Annotated in this window: 15 protein-coding genes and 1 pseudogene; 10 read left to right on the top strand and 6 right to left on the bottom strand. The window is 66.0% G+C overall.

The genetic code is table 11. The features are described 5' to 3' along the window. Positions 1 to 163: 163 nt before the first annotated feature. The gene (locus J7I79_RS17525; RefSeq protein WP_214955363.1) at positions 164 to 811 is read right to left on the bottom strand and encodes a hypothetical protein; all 648 of its coding nucleotides are present in this window, start codon (positions 809 to 811) and stop codon (positions 164 to 166) included. A gap of 154 nt (positions 812 to 965) precedes the next feature. On the opposite strand from J7I79_RS17525, the gene J7I79_RS17520 reads away from it, so the two are divergent. The 5 genes from J7I79_RS17520 to J7I79_RS17500 all read left to right on the top strand — a co-directional run bounded on the left by J7I79_RS17520 (position 966) and on the right by J7I79_RS17500 (position 5141). Beyond that, positions 966 to 1787: an amino acid ABC transporter substrate-binding protein gene (locus tag J7I79_RS17520; RefSeq protein ID WP_214955361.1), complete on the top strand. Its 822-nt coding sequence runs from the start codon at positions 966 to 968 to the stop codon at positions 1785 to 1787. A gap of 42 nt (positions 1788 to 1829) precedes the next feature. After that, positions 1830 to 2489: an amino acid ABC transporter permease gene (locus J7I79_RS17515; protein WP_104173191.1), complete on the top strand. Its 660-nt coding sequence runs from the start codon at positions 1830 to 1832 to the stop codon at positions 2487 to 2489. Beyond that, positions 2476 to 3276 (top strand): amino acid ABC transporter ATP-binding protein, encoded by an 801-nt coding sequence (locus J7I79_RS17510; protein WP_285291473.1) that lies wholly within the window; start codon positions 2476 to 2478, stop codon positions 3274 to 3276. Before J7I79_RS17515 ends, J7I79_RS17510 begins: the two co-directional genes overlap by 14 nt. Positions 3277 to 3349: 73 nt before the next feature. Then, the gene (locus J7I79_RS17505; RefSeq protein WP_214955360.1) at positions 3350 to 4321 is read left to right on the top strand and encodes a dienelactone hydrolase family protein; all 972 of its coding nucleotides are present in this window, start codon (positions 3350 to 3352) and stop codon (positions 4319 to 4321) included. Further along, on the top strand, positions 4314 to 5141 hold the full coding sequence (locus J7I79_RS17500; RefSeq protein WP_214955358.1) for a CPBP family intramembrane metalloprotease: 828 nt from the start codon (positions 4314 to 4316) through the stop codon (positions 5139 to 5141). The genes J7I79_RS17505 and J7I79_RS17500 overlap by 8 nt, the downstream gene beginning before the upstream one ends. Here the strand turns inward: J7I79_RS17500 and J7I79_RS17495 are convergent. Then, positions 5037 to 6056 (bottom strand): ribonuclease Z, encoded by a 1020-nt coding sequence (locus J7I79_RS17495; protein ID WP_214955356.1) that lies wholly within the window; start codon positions 6054 to 6056, stop codon positions 5037 to 5039. The two genes, J7I79_RS17500 and J7I79_RS17495, sit on opposite strands and share 105 nt — an antisense overlap. Before the next feature lie 36 nt (positions 6057 to 6092). On the opposite strand from J7I79_RS17495, the gene J7I79_RS17490 reads away from it, so the two are divergent. Beyond that, positions 6093 to 6611, top strand: a complete 519-nt coding sequence (locus J7I79_RS17490; RefSeq protein WP_214955354.1) for a DNA alkylation repair protein — start codon at positions 6093 to 6095, stop codon at positions 6609 to 6611. On the opposite strand, the gene J7I79_RS17485 is transcribed toward J7I79_RS17490, so the two are convergent. Together J7I79_RS17485 and J7I79_RS24305 are read right to left on the bottom strand one after the other, a co-directional pair. Continuing rightward, entirely contained in the window at positions 6578 to 6832 is a 255-nt protein-coding gene (locus tag J7I79_RS17485; RefSeq protein WP_214955352.1) for a hypothetical protein, read from the bottom strand. The genes J7I79_RS17490 and J7I79_RS17485 overlap by 34 nt on opposite strands. Positions 6833 to 6854: 22 nt before the next feature. Continuing rightward, positions 6855 to 9635, bottom strand: a complete 2781-nt coding sequence (locus tag J7I79_RS24305) for a multicopper oxidase domain-containing protein (RefSeq protein ID WP_311380605.1) — start codon at positions 9633 to 9635, stop codon at positions 6855 to 6857. Positions 9636 to 9696: 61 nt separating this feature from the next. On the opposite strand from J7I79_RS24305, the gene J7I79_RS17465 reads away from it, so the two are divergent. Beyond that, positions 9697 to 10371 carry a metal-dependent transcriptional regulator gene (locus tag J7I79_RS17465; protein ID WP_214955349.1) on the top strand — a complete coding sequence of 225 codons (675 nt, stop codon included), beginning with the start codon at positions 9697 to 9699 and terminating at the stop codon, positions 10369 to 10371. 18 nt (positions 10372 to 10389) lie between these two features. Here J7I79_RS17465 and J7I79_RS17460 read toward each other — a convergent pair whose 3' ends face one another. Further along, positions 10390 to 10974 carry a hypothetical protein gene (locus J7I79_RS17460; RefSeq protein WP_214955347.1) on the bottom strand — a complete coding sequence of 195 codons (585 nt, stop codon included), beginning with the start codon at positions 10972 to 10974 and terminating at the stop codon, positions 10390 to 10392. A 139-nt stretch (positions 10975 to 11113) separates the two neighbouring features. Between J7I79_RS17460 and J7I79_RS17455 the strand changes: the two genes are divergently transcribed. Then, positions 11114 to 11308 carry a DUF1918 domain-containing protein gene (locus J7I79_RS17455; RefSeq protein WP_214955345.1) on the top strand — a complete coding sequence of 65 codons (195 nt, stop codon included), beginning with the start codon at positions 11114 to 11116 and terminating at the stop codon, positions 11306 to 11308. Positions 11309 to 11719: 411 nt separating this feature from the next. Here J7I79_RS17455 and J7I79_RS17450 read toward each other — a convergent pair. Beyond that, positions 11720 to 12787, bottom strand: a pseudogene (locus J7I79_RS17450) (DUF5129 domain-containing protein); the annotation flags it as partial. 97 nt (positions 12788 to 12884) lie between these two features. Here J7I79_RS17450 and J7I79_RS17445 point away from each other — a divergent pair. After that, positions 12885 to 13349 carry a hypothetical protein gene (locus J7I79_RS17445; RefSeq protein ID WP_214955343.1) on the top strand — a complete coding sequence of 155 codons (465 nt, stop codon included), beginning with the start codon at positions 12885 to 12887 and terminating at the stop codon, positions 13347 to 13349. Further along, positions 13286 to 15016, top strand: a complete 1731-nt coding sequence (locus J7I79_RS17440; protein ID WP_311380604.1) for a DUF5671 domain-containing protein — start codon at positions 13286 to 13288, stop codon at positions 15014 to 15016. The genes J7I79_RS17445 and J7I79_RS17440 overlap by 64 nt, the downstream gene beginning before the upstream one ends. The last annotated feature ends 1 nt before the right edge of the window (position 15017 follow it).

The raw sequence follows: 15017 nt of genomic DNA, 5'->3' as shown, positions 1-15017 counted from the left end.
GCTGGTCCTCTGTAGCCTCCAGCCGGGGACCTCCCCCCGGCCTCTATGACAGGCTAGCCGCTGCGTTCTGCAGGCAGAACCCTTACTGGACAGTAAGTTGAGGAATTCATGAATTCGGCAACTGGCGTATTGCAGGGGCCCGGCAATCCGGAGCTGCGGATCGCTAGGCCGTGCGCGATTCGACGAATTCCCTCAGCTCCAACGGGTCCAGCAGGAGCCCGTGGCTGGTTGCCCAATGGACGTTGAGGCCTCCAACCTCGTCGTGAATGGAGACGCGGGCAAGGTTTACTCCCGGCGTGGACCAGGCGTAGGCATCGCGCACCGCATCGTAGAGAGCGCGCTGCTTCCACCGGGACGAGCCCTTATCGCTAAACACTCCCGGCGCGTCGGAGCCGCCAAACATGGCGTCCGACGACGGGCTGGCCCACCTGCCGCCGGACTTCCCGTCCTTCAGGCACATTCCTTCCATGCTCCCGCTGTAGTTGCGGTACTGCTGCGCCCAGGGGAGTTCCGATGACCACGGAGTTTGAAGGGTCATCGGCCGGTAGCGGTTGAAGTGCAGGGCCTCGTCGAACTCGACGAACAACCCGTCCGAACACGCAAAGTCCCACACCCCGGCCGTGAACTCGGCGTCGTCCCTGACACCGCCCAGTGCGCGGTAGACGTCGACGATGGAGGCCCGCACTTCGTCGGAAAGCTGCTTCGTGGTCGCCGCCACCACGCCGTGCTCGCGTGGTGTGTCCAGAACGTCGTACCCGGCTGCCGCTAACGAGGCCTTGAATGCGCTGGCCCGCTTCCCGTGCTTTCCCATGGTCGAATCCTAGCGAGCCGGGTCGGGGAACCATCAGGCCCGCACATCCGCATCCTGTATTCGCCAAAGGCAGATGTTGCTATCGTCGGTAGTGGATTGCCGGCCTGCGGTATCGCTGGCAAGCCCTCTTCCGGCTACAGGACGAAGGTTCATCATGAAGCGCACACGTCTTTCCGCTATCGGCCTCATTGCAGCGGCAGCACTCGCCCTGGCCGGCTGCGGCTCCGGCTCCACCGCTCCGACCGGTTCGGCCCCGGCGGGAGGCGCGGACACGTCGCTGAGCGACGTCAAGAGCGCAGGCGAGCTCAAGGTCGGCACGGAAGGCACCTACAAGCCCTTCTCGTTCCATGCCGACGGAAGCGGCGACTTGACCGGCTACGACGTCGAGATCATCACGGCCGTCGCCGGGAAGCTCGGCGTCAAAGCGTCCTTCCAGGAAACGCAGTTCGACGCCATCTTCGCCGGCCTTGAGGCCAAACGGTTCGACGTCGTCGCCAACCAGGTCTCGATCACCGACGAACGCAAGGCGAAATACGAATTCTCGGAGCCGTACACAGTGAGCACCGGCGTCATCGTCACCAAGGCTGATGACAGCAGCGTCAGCTCCTTCGACAGCCTCAAGGGCAAGACCACCGCGCAATCCCTGACGAGCAACTGGTACAAGCTGGCGCAGGAAAGCGGCGCTAATGTGGAGGCAGTGGAGGGATGGGCGCAGGCCGTGACGCTGCTGAAGCAAGGGCGCGTTGACGCCACCATCAACGACAAACTGACCTACCTCGACTATCAAAAGACCGCAAAAGATGACGAAATCAAAATCGCCGCCGAGACCACCGACAAGTCGCTCAGTGCGTTCGCGTTCCGCAAGGGATCAACGAGCCTGACGGAGGCCGTGAACACCGCCCTCGGCGAGCTGCAGACCGACGGCACGCTTGCCAAGATTTCGCAGAAGTACTTCGACGCTGACGTTTCGAAATAGCGGTATGGAGACCGACGGAGAACGCAGCGTCAGAGCGTGAATATCAATTGGGACCTCGTATGGAGCTCGCTTGGCCCCATCCTGATGGGTGCCGTCACGGGCACGATTCCGCTGGCCCTGGCGTCGTTCGGACTCGGACTGCTGCTGGCCCTCCTCATCGCCCTCATGCGGCTGAGCCGGAACCCCGTGTTCGCTGCCATTGCGCGGATCTACATCTCGGTCATCCGCGGCACACCACTCCTGGTCCAGTTGTTCGTCATCTTCTACGGTCTGCCTTCAATCGGAGTCACCATCAGCCCCTGGCCCAGCGCCATCATCGCCTTCTCCCTGAACGTGGGCGGTTACGCAGCGGAGGTGATCCGGGCGGCCATTCTTTCCGTTCCCAAGGGGCAGTGGGAGGCCGGGCACACGATCGGCATGTCCCGCCGTCAGTCGCTGGTGCGGATCATCCTGCCGCAGGCCGCCCGGGTCTCGGTCCCGCCCCTTTCCAACACCTTCATCAGCCTGGTCAAGGACACGTCGCTGGCATCCCTGATCCTCGTCACCGAGCTGTTCCGCCAGGCGCAGCAGGTGGCGGCCTTCAGCCAGGAGTTCATGCTGCTGTATCTGGAGGCAGCCGTCATCTACTGGGTCGTCTGCCTGGTCCTTGCCGGCGGCCAATCCGTCCTGGAGAAGAGATTGGACCGCTATGTCGCCCACTGAATCCACGCTCGCTGAATCCACGCCCACCGGCGACCCCGCGCTGCTGGCCGTCAGGGAACTGCGGAAGGCCTTCGGCAGTCACGAAGTGCTCAAATCCGTCGACATCGACGTCCGCCGCGGCGAAGTCGTCGCCCTGATCGGGCCGTCGGGGTCCGGAAAAACGACGGTCCTGCGGTGCCTCAACGGACTGGAAATACCCGACGACGGCGTGGTGGACTTTGTCGGGCAGCTCGCCGTCGACTTTTCCGCACCGGTGTCCAAGAAGCAGCTGGCCTCCTTACGGGACCGCAGTGCCATGGTGTTCCAGCACTACAATCTCTTCCCGCACAAAACGGTCCTGGAGAACATCATCGAAGGGCCCGTGCAGGTGCAGAAGCGCCCCAAAGCCGAGGCCATCGCTGCGGCCAGGGAGCTTCTGGCCCGGGTCGGGCTCGAAGCCAAGGAAAAGAGCTACCCGTTCGAACTCTCCGGCGGGCAGCAGCAGCGCGTGGGCATCGTGCGTGCACTGGCCCTGCGTCCGCAGCTCCTGCTTTTTGACGAGCCCACGTCGGCCCTGGACCCGGAGCTGGTGGGGGACGTCCTGACGGTCATCAAGGAGCTGGCCGATGAAGGCTGGACCATGGTGGTGGTCACCCACGAGCTGGCGTTCGCCCGCCAGGTCGCAGACGAAGTCATCTTCATGGACGGTGGCGTCGTCGTCGAACGCGGGCACCCGGACACGGTCCTGCGTGACCCGCGGGAGGAACGCACGCGGCAGTTCGTGGACCGGCTGCTGAACCCGTTCTAGCGCCGTAACCGGACCCCTTGCCCCGTGATGGACGGGCGGAGGAGGATATTTGGTAACCGGTAGGAGGCGCTCCATGACCCAGCTTGGCAAGTTCGAGAAGTACCTGATCGAGGAATTCTTCGACGACTACCGCGCCGGGGCCATGAGCCAACACACGTTCACGCGCCGGGTGGCGTTCATTACCGGCAGCATGGCCGCCGCCGCGGGCGCCATGGCCCTGGTTGGCTGCACGCCGCAGGAACTTCCACGAAGCACCGACCCGATGCCCACCCCGTCCTCGCCTTCGCCGGGCGGCGGCACCGCTTCCGCCGCCGCCGTGCCCGGCGCCAAGAGCCCGCTCTCCGTTCCCGAGGGTGCGGCCGGCCTGGTGGCCGCAACGGTGCGGTTCCCCTCCGGCGGCACCGACATCAGCGCCTACCTTGCCCGGCCGGAGGGCGACGAAGCGGGACCGGCCGTGCTGGTCTGCCATGAGAACCGCGGGCTGACCCCGCATATCCAGGACGTGGCGCGCCGCTTCGCCAAGGCCGGGTACGCGGCCCTGGCCCTCGACCTGCTGAGCAGGGAGGGCGGAACGGCGAGCCTGGACCGGGACGCCGTCCCCGGAGCGCTGACGAAGGCGGGTGCATCCCGGCACGTGGTTGACTTCTCAGCGGCGTTCGATTACCTCAACGCGCAGCCCTACGTCGATTCCGGGCGGATTGCCATGACAGGCTACTGCTTCGGCGGAGGCATCACATGGCAGGCGGCGACGGAGCTGACCGGGCTGAAGGCGACGTCGGCGTTCTACGGACCCGCCCCCGGCCAGGACAAGCTCTCCGCGATCAGGCCGGCGGTCCTCGGCGTCTACGCCGAACTCGACGACCGGATCACCGGCGCGTTGCCTGCCTTCCGGGACGCCCTGGCGGCCACTGACGTCCGCCATGAGCTCAAGGTGTATCCCGGCGTCGACCATGCATTCCACAATGACACCGGCGAGCGCTACAACGAGGCGCAGGCCACCGCTGCCTGGAACGACACCCTGGCTTGGTTCGGCAAGTATGTCTAACCGTGCGCTCGCAGGCGGAATCAGGATCCGCAACGGCATCTCGCTGAAGCTGCTTCCCTCGGCGCTTGTGTCGTTCTCCGGCTTCGTCCTGTTCGTACTGGAACAACGGATCGCCGGGTATGGTCTTTTGGCGATGGCGCTTGTACTGGCGGCAGTCATCGACAGGGCGTTCCTGCGCGACCTGGCCCTGATCACGGCCGGACTCGTGGCTATCAGCCTTGTTCCGATCACCACGGATATCAGCACCGGGCACATGGTCGTCATGGGCACGGCGATGATCCTTGCCGTGGGAATCCCGTACTTTGTTTCGCGGTTCGCATTCAAGGACCATGCGGTCAGGTTTCCCGTGATGACCGGGCACCCCTGGACGCGGACCGAGAAGTGGTATTTGGCCGCCGTCGTCGTCATGGGCTACGCGCTTCTTCCGGCGTACATGGTCAATACCGGGGTCTACACCAACTGGCCCGCGGTCTCGGACCCGGAAGGGGTCTTCCGCCTCTTCCTGGGCACGAATGTGCTGGGGATCTGGGACGAGCTGTTCTTCATCTGCACCGTCTTTGTGCTCCTGCGCCGGCACCTGCCCCTGGCGCAGGCAAACGTCCTGCAGGCTGTCCTGTTCACGTCGTTCCTGTGGGAACTGGGCTTCCATGCCTGGGCGCCGGCCTTCATCTTTCCGTTCGCCCTGCTCCAGGCACTCATTTTCACGAAGACGAAGTCACTGTCCTACATCGTGGCCGTCCACCTGCTGTTCGACTTCGTCCTGTTCCTTGTCCTGCTTCATGCCCACAACCGCGCCTGGATCGACATCTTCATCTACTGACGACGGCGGGACGGCGCCGGCCAACAGGCCATTCCGCTGCCGCTTGGGCAGGGGGACCCTGTCCAGGTCCTCTGCCGCGACGACGGCGGCCCGGCCGGCGCGGGCAGCGGCCTGTTCGGCCAGGACGCGAACATCGACGTACCGCGACGAAAAATGTGTGAGGACCAGTGTCCCGGCTCCGGCGGTGGACGCCAGCGCCCCTGCCTGCCCGGCGGTGAGGTGCAGGTACTGGGCGGCCAGGGCGGCGTCCTCATTGCTGAACGTTGACTCCGCCACCAGGAGGTCCACCCCGTCGGCGAGCTCCTCGGCGCCGTCGCACTCCGCTGTATCCATGACGAAGGCGAAGCTCTGGCCGGGACGCGGAACGCTCACTTGTTCCAGCCGGACCCCGTCCACGATCCCTTGCTGCTGGAGCCGTGCGATATCCGGCCCGGAGATCCCTGCCTTTGCGACTTGATCCGGCACGATGGTGCGGCCGTCCGGCTCGACCAGCCGATAGCCGAAAGTGTCGATGCGGTGCCGCAGCGGCCGCACCTCCAGGCCCGGTGCCACCGGCCCCGGACCGGCGTGCGGGTGCAGCCGCAGGTCCAGGCCCGGGGAGGCCAGGGACACGAGGGCGCGGACCACCTCCTCGCCCGCGGCTGGGAAATGCAGGTGCACCGGGTGCGGCACTCCGTCGAGGACCATACGCGACAGGACACCCGGAAGCCCGAAGCAGTGGTCCCCGTGAACGTGCGTGAGGCAGATCCGCGTGACCTGGCTGGCCGAGACGCCGGCGTGGATCATCTGCCGCTGGGTGCCTTCACCCGGATCGAAAAGCAGGCCCTCGCCGTCCCACCGCAGCAGGTAGCCGTTGTGGTTGCGGCTCCGCGTGGGAACCTGCGAGGCAGTGCCGAGGACGACCAGTTCACGCATGGGACTGAGTGTCTCACTGTTTGGGAGAATGGTCGGGTGACTGACGCCTGTGACTTCGTGGATGCCTCGCTGCAGCGGGAAAGCTCCTGGCTCCGGGCGGAAGAGGCCCAGGCCCGGCTGGGCGACGGGCTGGAGTACTACGGCGCGTCTGTGGGTGCGGTGCGGGGAACCATCCGCAACATGCTGCGCCGCCACCGTGACCTGGTTCACGATGACATCACGGCCCTCAGCACTGAGCTGTGGTCGGTCCCCGTCTTCGAGCGCCGCCAGGCGGCGGTTGTGCTGCTGCAGTCCCGGGTGTCCCTGCTTAACAACTCCGACCTCACCCGGATTGAGGGTTTTGTACGGGAGGCGCAGTTGGGTGAGCTGGTGGACCCGCTGGCCGCCGACGTCGTCCGTCCGTTGATAGCTGGGCTGGAAGGACAGGCGAGAGAGCGGGCGGATGTTGTGCTGGACCGGTGGGCGCGTGATCCCGACCCTTGGCTGCGTCGCGCAGCCGGGCTGTCACGGGCGGACGGCCCTCAGCCGCCGGCCCGCCGCTCCACCACCGCGTAGGCCTTTTCTTCCAGGAACTCCCAGTCGGTGACCACCATGAACCCGAGGGCGCTGACACGGTCGTTGAGGACCAGCATGTCGAAGCCGCCGTCCCGCGGCTCGGCATCCCACGTCGCAACATGGAGTTCCTTGCCTTCGAGGATCAGGAGCTCCGTGTTGACGTCGAAGTCCTCCTGCAGCTGATCGCTCAGCTGGCAGATGGCCACGCAGTAGTTATTCATCTAGTCCGCCGGACGCCGGCGGTCAGGCCGGGAAGGCTGCCCTGTAGCGGTAGAGGAAGGCAGCAACCTGGTCGCGGTTGACGGGCAGTCCGGGCCGGAAGGTCCTGGTGCCGTCGGCTTCCGCCCAGCCGTTGGTGATTCCCTGGGATGAAAGCCATGCGACCTCCGTGTAGAACGCGTTCTGCTGGGAGATATCGACAAAGGGCGGTGCCGTGGGCGTGTAGGCAGGGCTGCCGGCGAATCGGTACATAAATGCGGCGACCTGGTCGCGGTTAACAGCCACTGTTGGTCGGAAGGTCCGGGTTCCATTGGCTTCCGCCCAGCCGTTGGTGATTCCCTGGGACGCGAGCCACAGGATCTCCTTGTAGAAAGGGGTATCAGGCGTGACATCCACAAACGGGGAGCCCGCCGGTGTATAGGCCGGGCTCCCGGCCATCCGGTAGAAGAACGCCGCCATCATGTCCCTGCTGGCAGCAACACCGGGACGGAACGTGCGGGTGCCGTCGCTTTCGTACCAGCCCCCGGCAATTCCCTGGTTCGCCATCCAGCTGACCTCCGTGTACAGCGCGTAGCCCGGCGGGATGTCGGCGAACGAGATTGACGGCGACGGCGACGGCGAGGGAGAGGGAGACGGCGGTGGCGACTGTACGGGGGACTGGCCCAATGCCTGCGCTACTGTCCGCACCGACGTCGTCCCGGTTGCCGTATGCGAAGCCAGCCACGTGACGAAGGATTCGAACAGTGCAGGAGTGATTGACAGCGTCGGATCCGTGCCCACAGCGATTGCGTGGAAGGTCAGTTGCACCCAGCCGCCGGTGGTCTCTGCATCGGTCACGCGGGCCTGCAGATCCGCCAGGCTCCAGGTGCTGTCAACCTGGTCCGGAGCCTTGGTGACCATGGGATTGCCCGGCGGCAGCGACTCCGCAACGGGGCATGCGGCACAGCTGGCCGGCGAGCGCAGGTCACCCAGGCCACGTGAGCTGGCGAAGCCGCAATCGCGGACTGCAGCCTGGGCGGTCGCATTCTCCGCGGCGAAGGGATACGCGAAGTTTCTGACCGTGAAACCCCACCCCTCAAGCGTCGTCTTGCTGTTGCAGACTTCCGCGCGGGCGGCCGCGGCGCTGAGCGTGGTCAGGTCCGGATGCGTGACGCTGTGGCCGCCGATTTCGTTTCCGTCCGCAGCAAGGGTCTGCAGGTTCCCCCGGGTGAGGAAACCGGATGTGTCAACAAAGGAGGTGGTGATGTAGTAGGTTCCCACCAGCCCGTGGGACTTGAGCACCTGGGAGGCTGCCAGCTGACTGCCGATGCCGTCGTCGAAAGTGAGGCTGACGATTGTTGGGCCGGCCGCCTTCGAAGAGTTGGCTATGCCAACCACGGTGCTCACCGTGAGCAGCAAAACACCTACGATCGCAGTCCACCGCCGACCGTACCGGTCCTTGGCGGAAGTGTCCTCCGGAGGGTCCGCCAAGTGCCGTGCTTGACTGCGGACAGGGTGGGTCATCCAGCGCATGATTCCTCCAAGCGTGTGAGTCCCCCCGCAAGAACATGCACGTAGACTACGCCTCGCGGCGTGAAGGCAAAACACTCCATTTGACAAACGGCGAAACCAAGTATAAGAATGCTCGCTACTCGCATCTGAGCCCCGCGGCGCTCGCCGTGCCGTTACTGAATCCGGGCCACCACTCAGGCCTGGACTAGAAGCCCGGTGGCAAACATCAATGCCAGCCCCAGGATGATTCCGGCGCTGGTGAGCGGCGTGAAGGTCCTTCCTGCGTGGTCCTTCATCATGGGCAGGAGTTTGATGGCCACCTGGGCCACGGCGCCGGCGCCGACGCCCAGCAGGAAAGCCGACAGGGCGGGCTGGTAGACCGTGGCCCCGATCAGGGCTCCTGCAATGGCCGGAACTCCCGCGATCGATGGCCAGCCCTTCGGTGGTGTTGTGGATGGCGAAACCGACGATCAGCGTGGCCCCGAGCGCGAGCGAGCCGACGCTGTAGGCCGATCCAATCGCGAGGCCCTCGCCGAGGTTGTGCTTGACCCGCACGGGGAAGTCCATGAAGCGGAACGGGAGGCCGTTCACCGAATAAAACTCGTTGTCGTCCCCGCCGTCGGTGTTGTAGCCGTTCATGACCATCACCATCTCGTCGTCGGCTTTCGGCCGCCCTTCCTTGGGCTCGATGATGAAGCCGCCGTAGAGACCCTTGGCGATGTGCGGGGCCAGGGGCGACTGGTGGCAGTGGTACAGATGTGTGCCGAACGGGGTGGCGTCGAACTCGTAGGTGAAGCTCTGCCCCGGTGCGATGGACCCGGCTCCGATGCCCGGTGTGCCGTCCATTTCCGCCCGGTGGACGCCGTGGAAATGCATCGTGTGGGGGTGGGCCCCGGCGTTCGTGAAGTTGATGCGTAGCGCGTCGCCCTCTCGCGCCCAGAGCGTGGGGCCGGGAATGCGCCCGTTGTAGCTCCAGCCCGCGAAAGTGACGCTAGGTGCGATCTCAAAGTCCTTGTCCACCGCGACGATGTCCCATTCACGCAGCGTCCTGCCGTCCGGCAGGGTGCTGGTCTTCCCCTGGTCAAAGTCCCGCAGGATGGCCGTGGGGTCGATGCCGGCCCGTTCAGGCAGGACTGATCCCCCGTCGAAACCGGCATGTCCGGCGTGGCTGACGCCGGTGCCAACGGCCGACGGCAGGGCGGAAAAGGCGGAAAAGGCCGGGACGGCGGCGAGGCCGGCTGCCGGACAGCATGGAGCGCCGGCTAGGCAGCGCCCCGAGGTATTTTTCGGCAGACCGATCCCTGTGCATTCCACTCGGCGAACATTATTGTTCATTACGCCTAACAATCGGCTGGCGCTTGCTACCATGGATGGCATGCCGGTCTCCGATTTGTCCTCAGCAGCCCAGGACTACCTGAAGCTGATCTGGTCAGCCACGGAGTGGTCTGCCACACCCGTGACCATCGGCGTTATGGCCGAGCGGCTCGGGGTCAGGCCGTCCACCGTCTCAGATGGCATCAAGAAGCTGGCACGCCAGGGACTGGTTGCTCATGCCCCGTACGGAAGCATCGAGCTGACCGACGCGGGCCGGGAGCACGCCGTCGCCATGGTCCGCCGGCATCGGCTCCTGGAGACGTTCCTGGTGGACGTACTGGGCTACGGCTGGGACGAAGTCCACGATGAGGCCGAAGTCCTGGAACACGCGGTGTCGGACAAACTGATTGGACGCCTGGACCGAAAACTTGGTCATCCCACCCGGGACCCGCACGGTGATCCCATACCCACTCCGGACGGAAAGCCACACCTCCCGGAGGGAACGCAGCTCTCCGCCGCGGCCGCCGGCGGCACAGTGGCCATCACCCGGATCTCAGACGCGGATCCGCAGATGCTGCGCTACTTCACCCAGCTTGGGCTCGCCCCGGATACCAGGCTCACCGTCAGGGAGCACCGCCCCTATGCGGATGTGACCACGATCCGGCTGCATGGACCCGACCGGGACATCGACCTCGGGGCGTCGGCCTCGGATGCCATCTGGGTGGTGGCTGTCTAGACTGGGGCCGCCCGCTGTTCAGGGCGGCGAGATGGACAGCTGTGCTGTGGCCTCGCCTTGCGCGAACTTGATGCGCAGAAGGGCGTCGCGGGTGTCCGCCGGTACCGTAAAGCGGACGTCGCCCGACTTGCTCGCATCGCCCGCCACGAGATCGTTCAGGCCGGAATCGGGCGAATGGTTGATGCCGCCCGCGTTCAGCCTGAACGTTGAGTCCCAGAAGTTCACGTCATACCGGCCGTGGTTGGTGCAACGGACAGTGAACGTCAGCGCCACCTTCCCGGCGACGTCGGGGCGCACCCGCGCACCGAGAATTTCATATTCGACGTCGGCGGACCTGTACTTTCGCTCGGCCGGCAAGGCCACCGTCCACCCCGCACTCTCACCGGCACCGGTCATGGTTCCGCTTGGTTGGGGCTGGACGCCGGGCTGTGAAGCGCCGGCTGCGGGGGAGCTGCCCGCTGTGGCGGCGGGACGGCCGCCGTCGAACACTCCGAGTTGGCCCAGCCCCAGCAGCAGCCCCGTAACCGCGGTGATCACCGCAGCGGCGGCCGTCAGCAGACCGGGCAGCGTGGCCCACCAGCTGGTGGGCTTTTCATCCGCCATAGCCGTTCCCCCTCGGTCCCGAGCCAAGGTCAAAGATCAGTGATCTCCCCATACTCCTGCCAAGCGGCCGCGAGCGCCAGATGCCGGCCCTGTTGCAGGCGCCCCGAGACTCGTACTCTGGTTCTTGGAGGTGATTGCCATGAAGGCAGCCCAGGGAGACCGGATCACGATCCGGGGCAAGACGGTCGAATCGTCAGATCGGCACGGCCAGATTGTTGAGGTCCACGGCGCTGACGGAGCGCCGCCGTATGTGGTGCGTTTCGACGACGGCCATGAAACCACCGTCATTCCCGGCGGGGATTTCGTCGTTGACAGGATCCAGCCGCCGCACTGACACGGTCCGGCAGCAGTCAAAAGCTGGACGAACTCCCTGACCCGGAGAAGCTACCGCCGCTGCTGCCGTACCCGTTGTGCTGCCGTCTCCGCCACGGGCGCTGCCGACGCTGCTCACACCTGTGTTGAAGCCGGCGTTGAACGTGGGAACCGAAAAGAAGTAGTAGGACGGATAGACCGTCCCAAGGATGCTGGGCTCGTAGGCCCGGCCGTACTCGGCCTTGCTTCCGGCCTGCGCGCTTTCCATTTCGTTGCGCATGAGGTCGGCTTCGCGCTCGTTTTTGGCGAAGCCCGCGATGACCGTGTCGGCGTGGTCCTTCAGCAGCTCGGACAGGTGAGTCCGCGCGTCCCGCAGCCGGTCCAGTGCTGTTTCCGGAGCGATTGAGCCGTCGGCGAGTTCGGCCGACCACCGTTCGATCTCCCGGTGGCTCTGGTCGCGGAAGGACCGGAGCGCTGCGGCCGTCGCGGAATCCCCTTCGGCGTGCCGCTTGCCGAGCATCTGTTCCAGGACAGCCAGGTCACTGCGGAAGGGCGCCAGCTGCCGGTCCCACGCGGATGCCCACGCGGACCCCCGGTTCAGGAGCGCGTTGGTGTCCGCAATGACGTCGTCCAGCGCGTCGAGCTCAGCGGCGGCGTCGGCAAAGCTTTGAATCAGTTTGAGGTTTGGCCGCCGGCTCATGGCGCGCGGAGTCATCTCGTGCGCCCGGTTGGATAGCGCGGTGGCAGCGTTGTACCTATTCAGGAACGTGCGGTGCTTCTCCAGCACGGTGCTGCCGTACCGCGAAGACTCCGGTATGGTCTCGGCATTGAGCTCGGTGACCTGCAGATCCATGCTGACGTTGGCGTAGCTCGCATCACCGCGGGCCAGCTCCTTGCGGCTGTCCGCCCGGGTCCGCCAGCGCACAATCAGCCACGTTGCGGCGCCGAGTACGGCGGCGGCACCGGCGCTCCAGGCCGTCGCGAGGAAGGCGATGGAACGGTACCACGGCTGGTTGATCAGCTCGGCGCCGCGCCGGATGCCCGCGATGGTGCCGTCGGTCCACTGGGCGTCACGGAGCAGATCCTTGGATGCGTTCTGGATGTCCTCGCGCTGTTCAACGGAAACCTTGCGGTCCTCGCCCATATAGGTGCCCACATGCCGCCCCAACGGGTCCAGGGCGAAGATGAAGAGGCCGTCCGCCCATTTCTGGCCGTCCCCGCTGATCCACTCCGGATGTTCAGCACGGGCAAAGCGAAGCACCTCCTCGTTGAAAGTGTCCTCCGCCGAACCCCTGTACGTGAAAATGGCAACCCTGGTGGGTTCATAGAAGTCCAACGACTCCACCGCCGGAATCAGCCGGTCGCGGTCCAGCACGCCGGCGCTGTCTTCCACCACGATCTCTGCCGGCGGTTCCGCATGGGCGGCAGCCGTCCCGCACAACGGGCCGAGAAGTACCAGCAGCCCGGTGGCCAATGCCCTTCGAATGTTTCCTTTTCCCATGAAGCAACGATTGTCTCCCGCGGCGCCGATGGCAACCCCCGCCGGGAGGGCCGAAAGTACCGTAGCTAGAGGGTAGGGAGTGGGCCATACTGACCACATGGACGCAGCGGCAGGAAAACCGAACAGGATCCTCGTGATTATCGTGGCGATTATTGCCGTCCTGGTGGTGGCGGCCCTCGCGGCGGTTTTCTCGAGGGGAGAACCTGCCCTGCTGGACGAGTCAACGCCACAGGGCGTGGTTCAGCGTTACTCGGCCGCCGTCATCGGCGGGGACGAGTCTGCTGCCATGGCGTACCTCACGGAGTCCGCCCGGACCCAGTGCGTCGATTTCGAACGGGCTTCCACGGACAACCTGCGGGTCACGCTGGTTTCCACCACGGAGCGGGCCGCGTCCGCGGACGTGCGCGTGCTGATAGTGGTGTCGAACGGGAGCGGCCCCTTCGGCAACTCGGAGTACGAGACCGAGGACGTCTTCGACCTCGTCAAAACGAACGGCAGGTGGCTGATCGGCTCCTCTCCCTGGCAACTCAGGGTCTGCGCGAACCGGGCGGTGAAGCCGTGAGCGCCGCCCGGACGGCGCCGGCGCCGGCGGCCGGGTCCGCCCAGCCCACGGTCCGCCGCCTGATCGTCTACACGCTGCTGTTCGCCTTGGTGGTGGTGGCCGCGATAGGCCTTAGCGGCCTGCTGGGACGGCTGCTGGGTGCGGGCACCGTGGTCGCTGGGGGTGACGTGGCGGGTCTGGCCCGTTCGCTCGCATTCACCCTGATCGGCGGCCCCATGGCAGCTGCCCTGTGGTGGTTCGTCTGGCGTCGGCTTGAGGACCCGACGGAGCGGCAGTCCGTGGGCTGGGGGCTGTACCTGACCATCATGTACGCCGTCGCACTCATCACGGCTGCAACATGGCTGCTCGGTGCCCTGGCCTCGGTTGCCGGAGGCGAATGGCAGGGGTGGCGGCTGTCACTGTCCAACGGGCTGGTCTGGGCAGGGGTGTTGGCGTGGCACCGCTGGATGCTGCGCCATCCGCGCAAGAATCCCCTGCTGATGCCGGACGTGCCCACCGTGGTAGGGGCATTCTTCGGGCTTATCATCGGCGTGGGCGGCACCGTTACGGCGATGGCAACACTTCTGGACACCGCCATCCGTGGCTTCACCGCGTCAGCCTCAGTCGGGGAACCGTGGTGGCGGTCCGTGCTGCAGTCGCTTGTCTGGGCCGCCGGAGGCGGGGCCATCTGGTGGTGGCACTGGATCCACGAAGCCGGACGCCGGCTGAAGACAGGTTTTGCCGATGTCGGGCTGGTGGTGGTCGGTATCCTCGGAGCGATCATCCTCGCGCTTGGCGGCATCGGCACTGTCCTGTTTGTCCTCCTCCGGCTCGCCTTTGACCGCACGGACCCCGTCAGCGAACTCCTGGAACCGCTGGGCGCAGCCATGGCGGCGGGCGCCGTCGGCTCCTTGGTCTGGGCCTACCACCGCGCCGTCTCGCTGGGACGTGCCGCGGCCACCCTGCAGGCAGCGAAGCTGGTGACCTCCGGGGTTGCCCTGGCCGCGGCTGCCACCGGAATCGGCGTTGTGGTCAATTCCGTACTCAGTATCGCGGCCACTCCGCTTGCCGGCAGCGGCACACGGGCCCTGCTGCTGGGTGGCATCAGCGCCCTGGCGGTCGGCGGTCCGCTGTGGTGGCTCACCTGGAAACCCGGAGTCCCGCCGGAGCCGACCGAGCTTGGGCGCCGGGGACGGCGGGTGTACCTCATCGCAGTATTTGGCCTGAGCGCGGTGGTCGCCGTCATCACGCTCCTGGTGATCGGATACCGCGTCTTCGAATTCGTGCTCGGCGACGTCTCGGGCGGAAGCCTGGTGGACCGGACCCGCGCACCGCTTGGCCTGCTCGTGGCAACAGGGCTTGCCGCCGGATACCACTTCGCGGTGTGGCGGCACGACCGTGCCCTCACGGCCGCTGCCGCGCCCGCGCGGAAGCGGACCGTCGGGAAGGTGATCCTGGTGACCGCCGGCGACCCGGAACCGCTGGCCCGCGTTGCCGCCGAGGTCACCGGCGCGAGTGTCACCGTCTGGATAAAGGCCGGCGCCGGGTCCTCCGATGCAACTGAGGGAGCAGCGGATGAGTTGCCCGACCGGCTGGCCCGTGCACTGGACGGCGTCGCCGCGGACCGGGTTTTGGTGGTCACAGGCCCCGGATCCCGCGTCGAGGTCATCCCGCTGGCTCCCGCGTGAG

Origin of the sequence: Arthrobacter sp. ISL-69, from assembly GCF_018613775.1 — a bacterium.
Lineage (GTDB): Bacteria > Actinomycetota > Actinomycetes > Actinomycetales > Micrococcaceae > Arthrobacter.
Note: the sequence above shows the minus strand (reverse complement) of the source record. Positions and strands in the feature narration are given on the sequence as shown.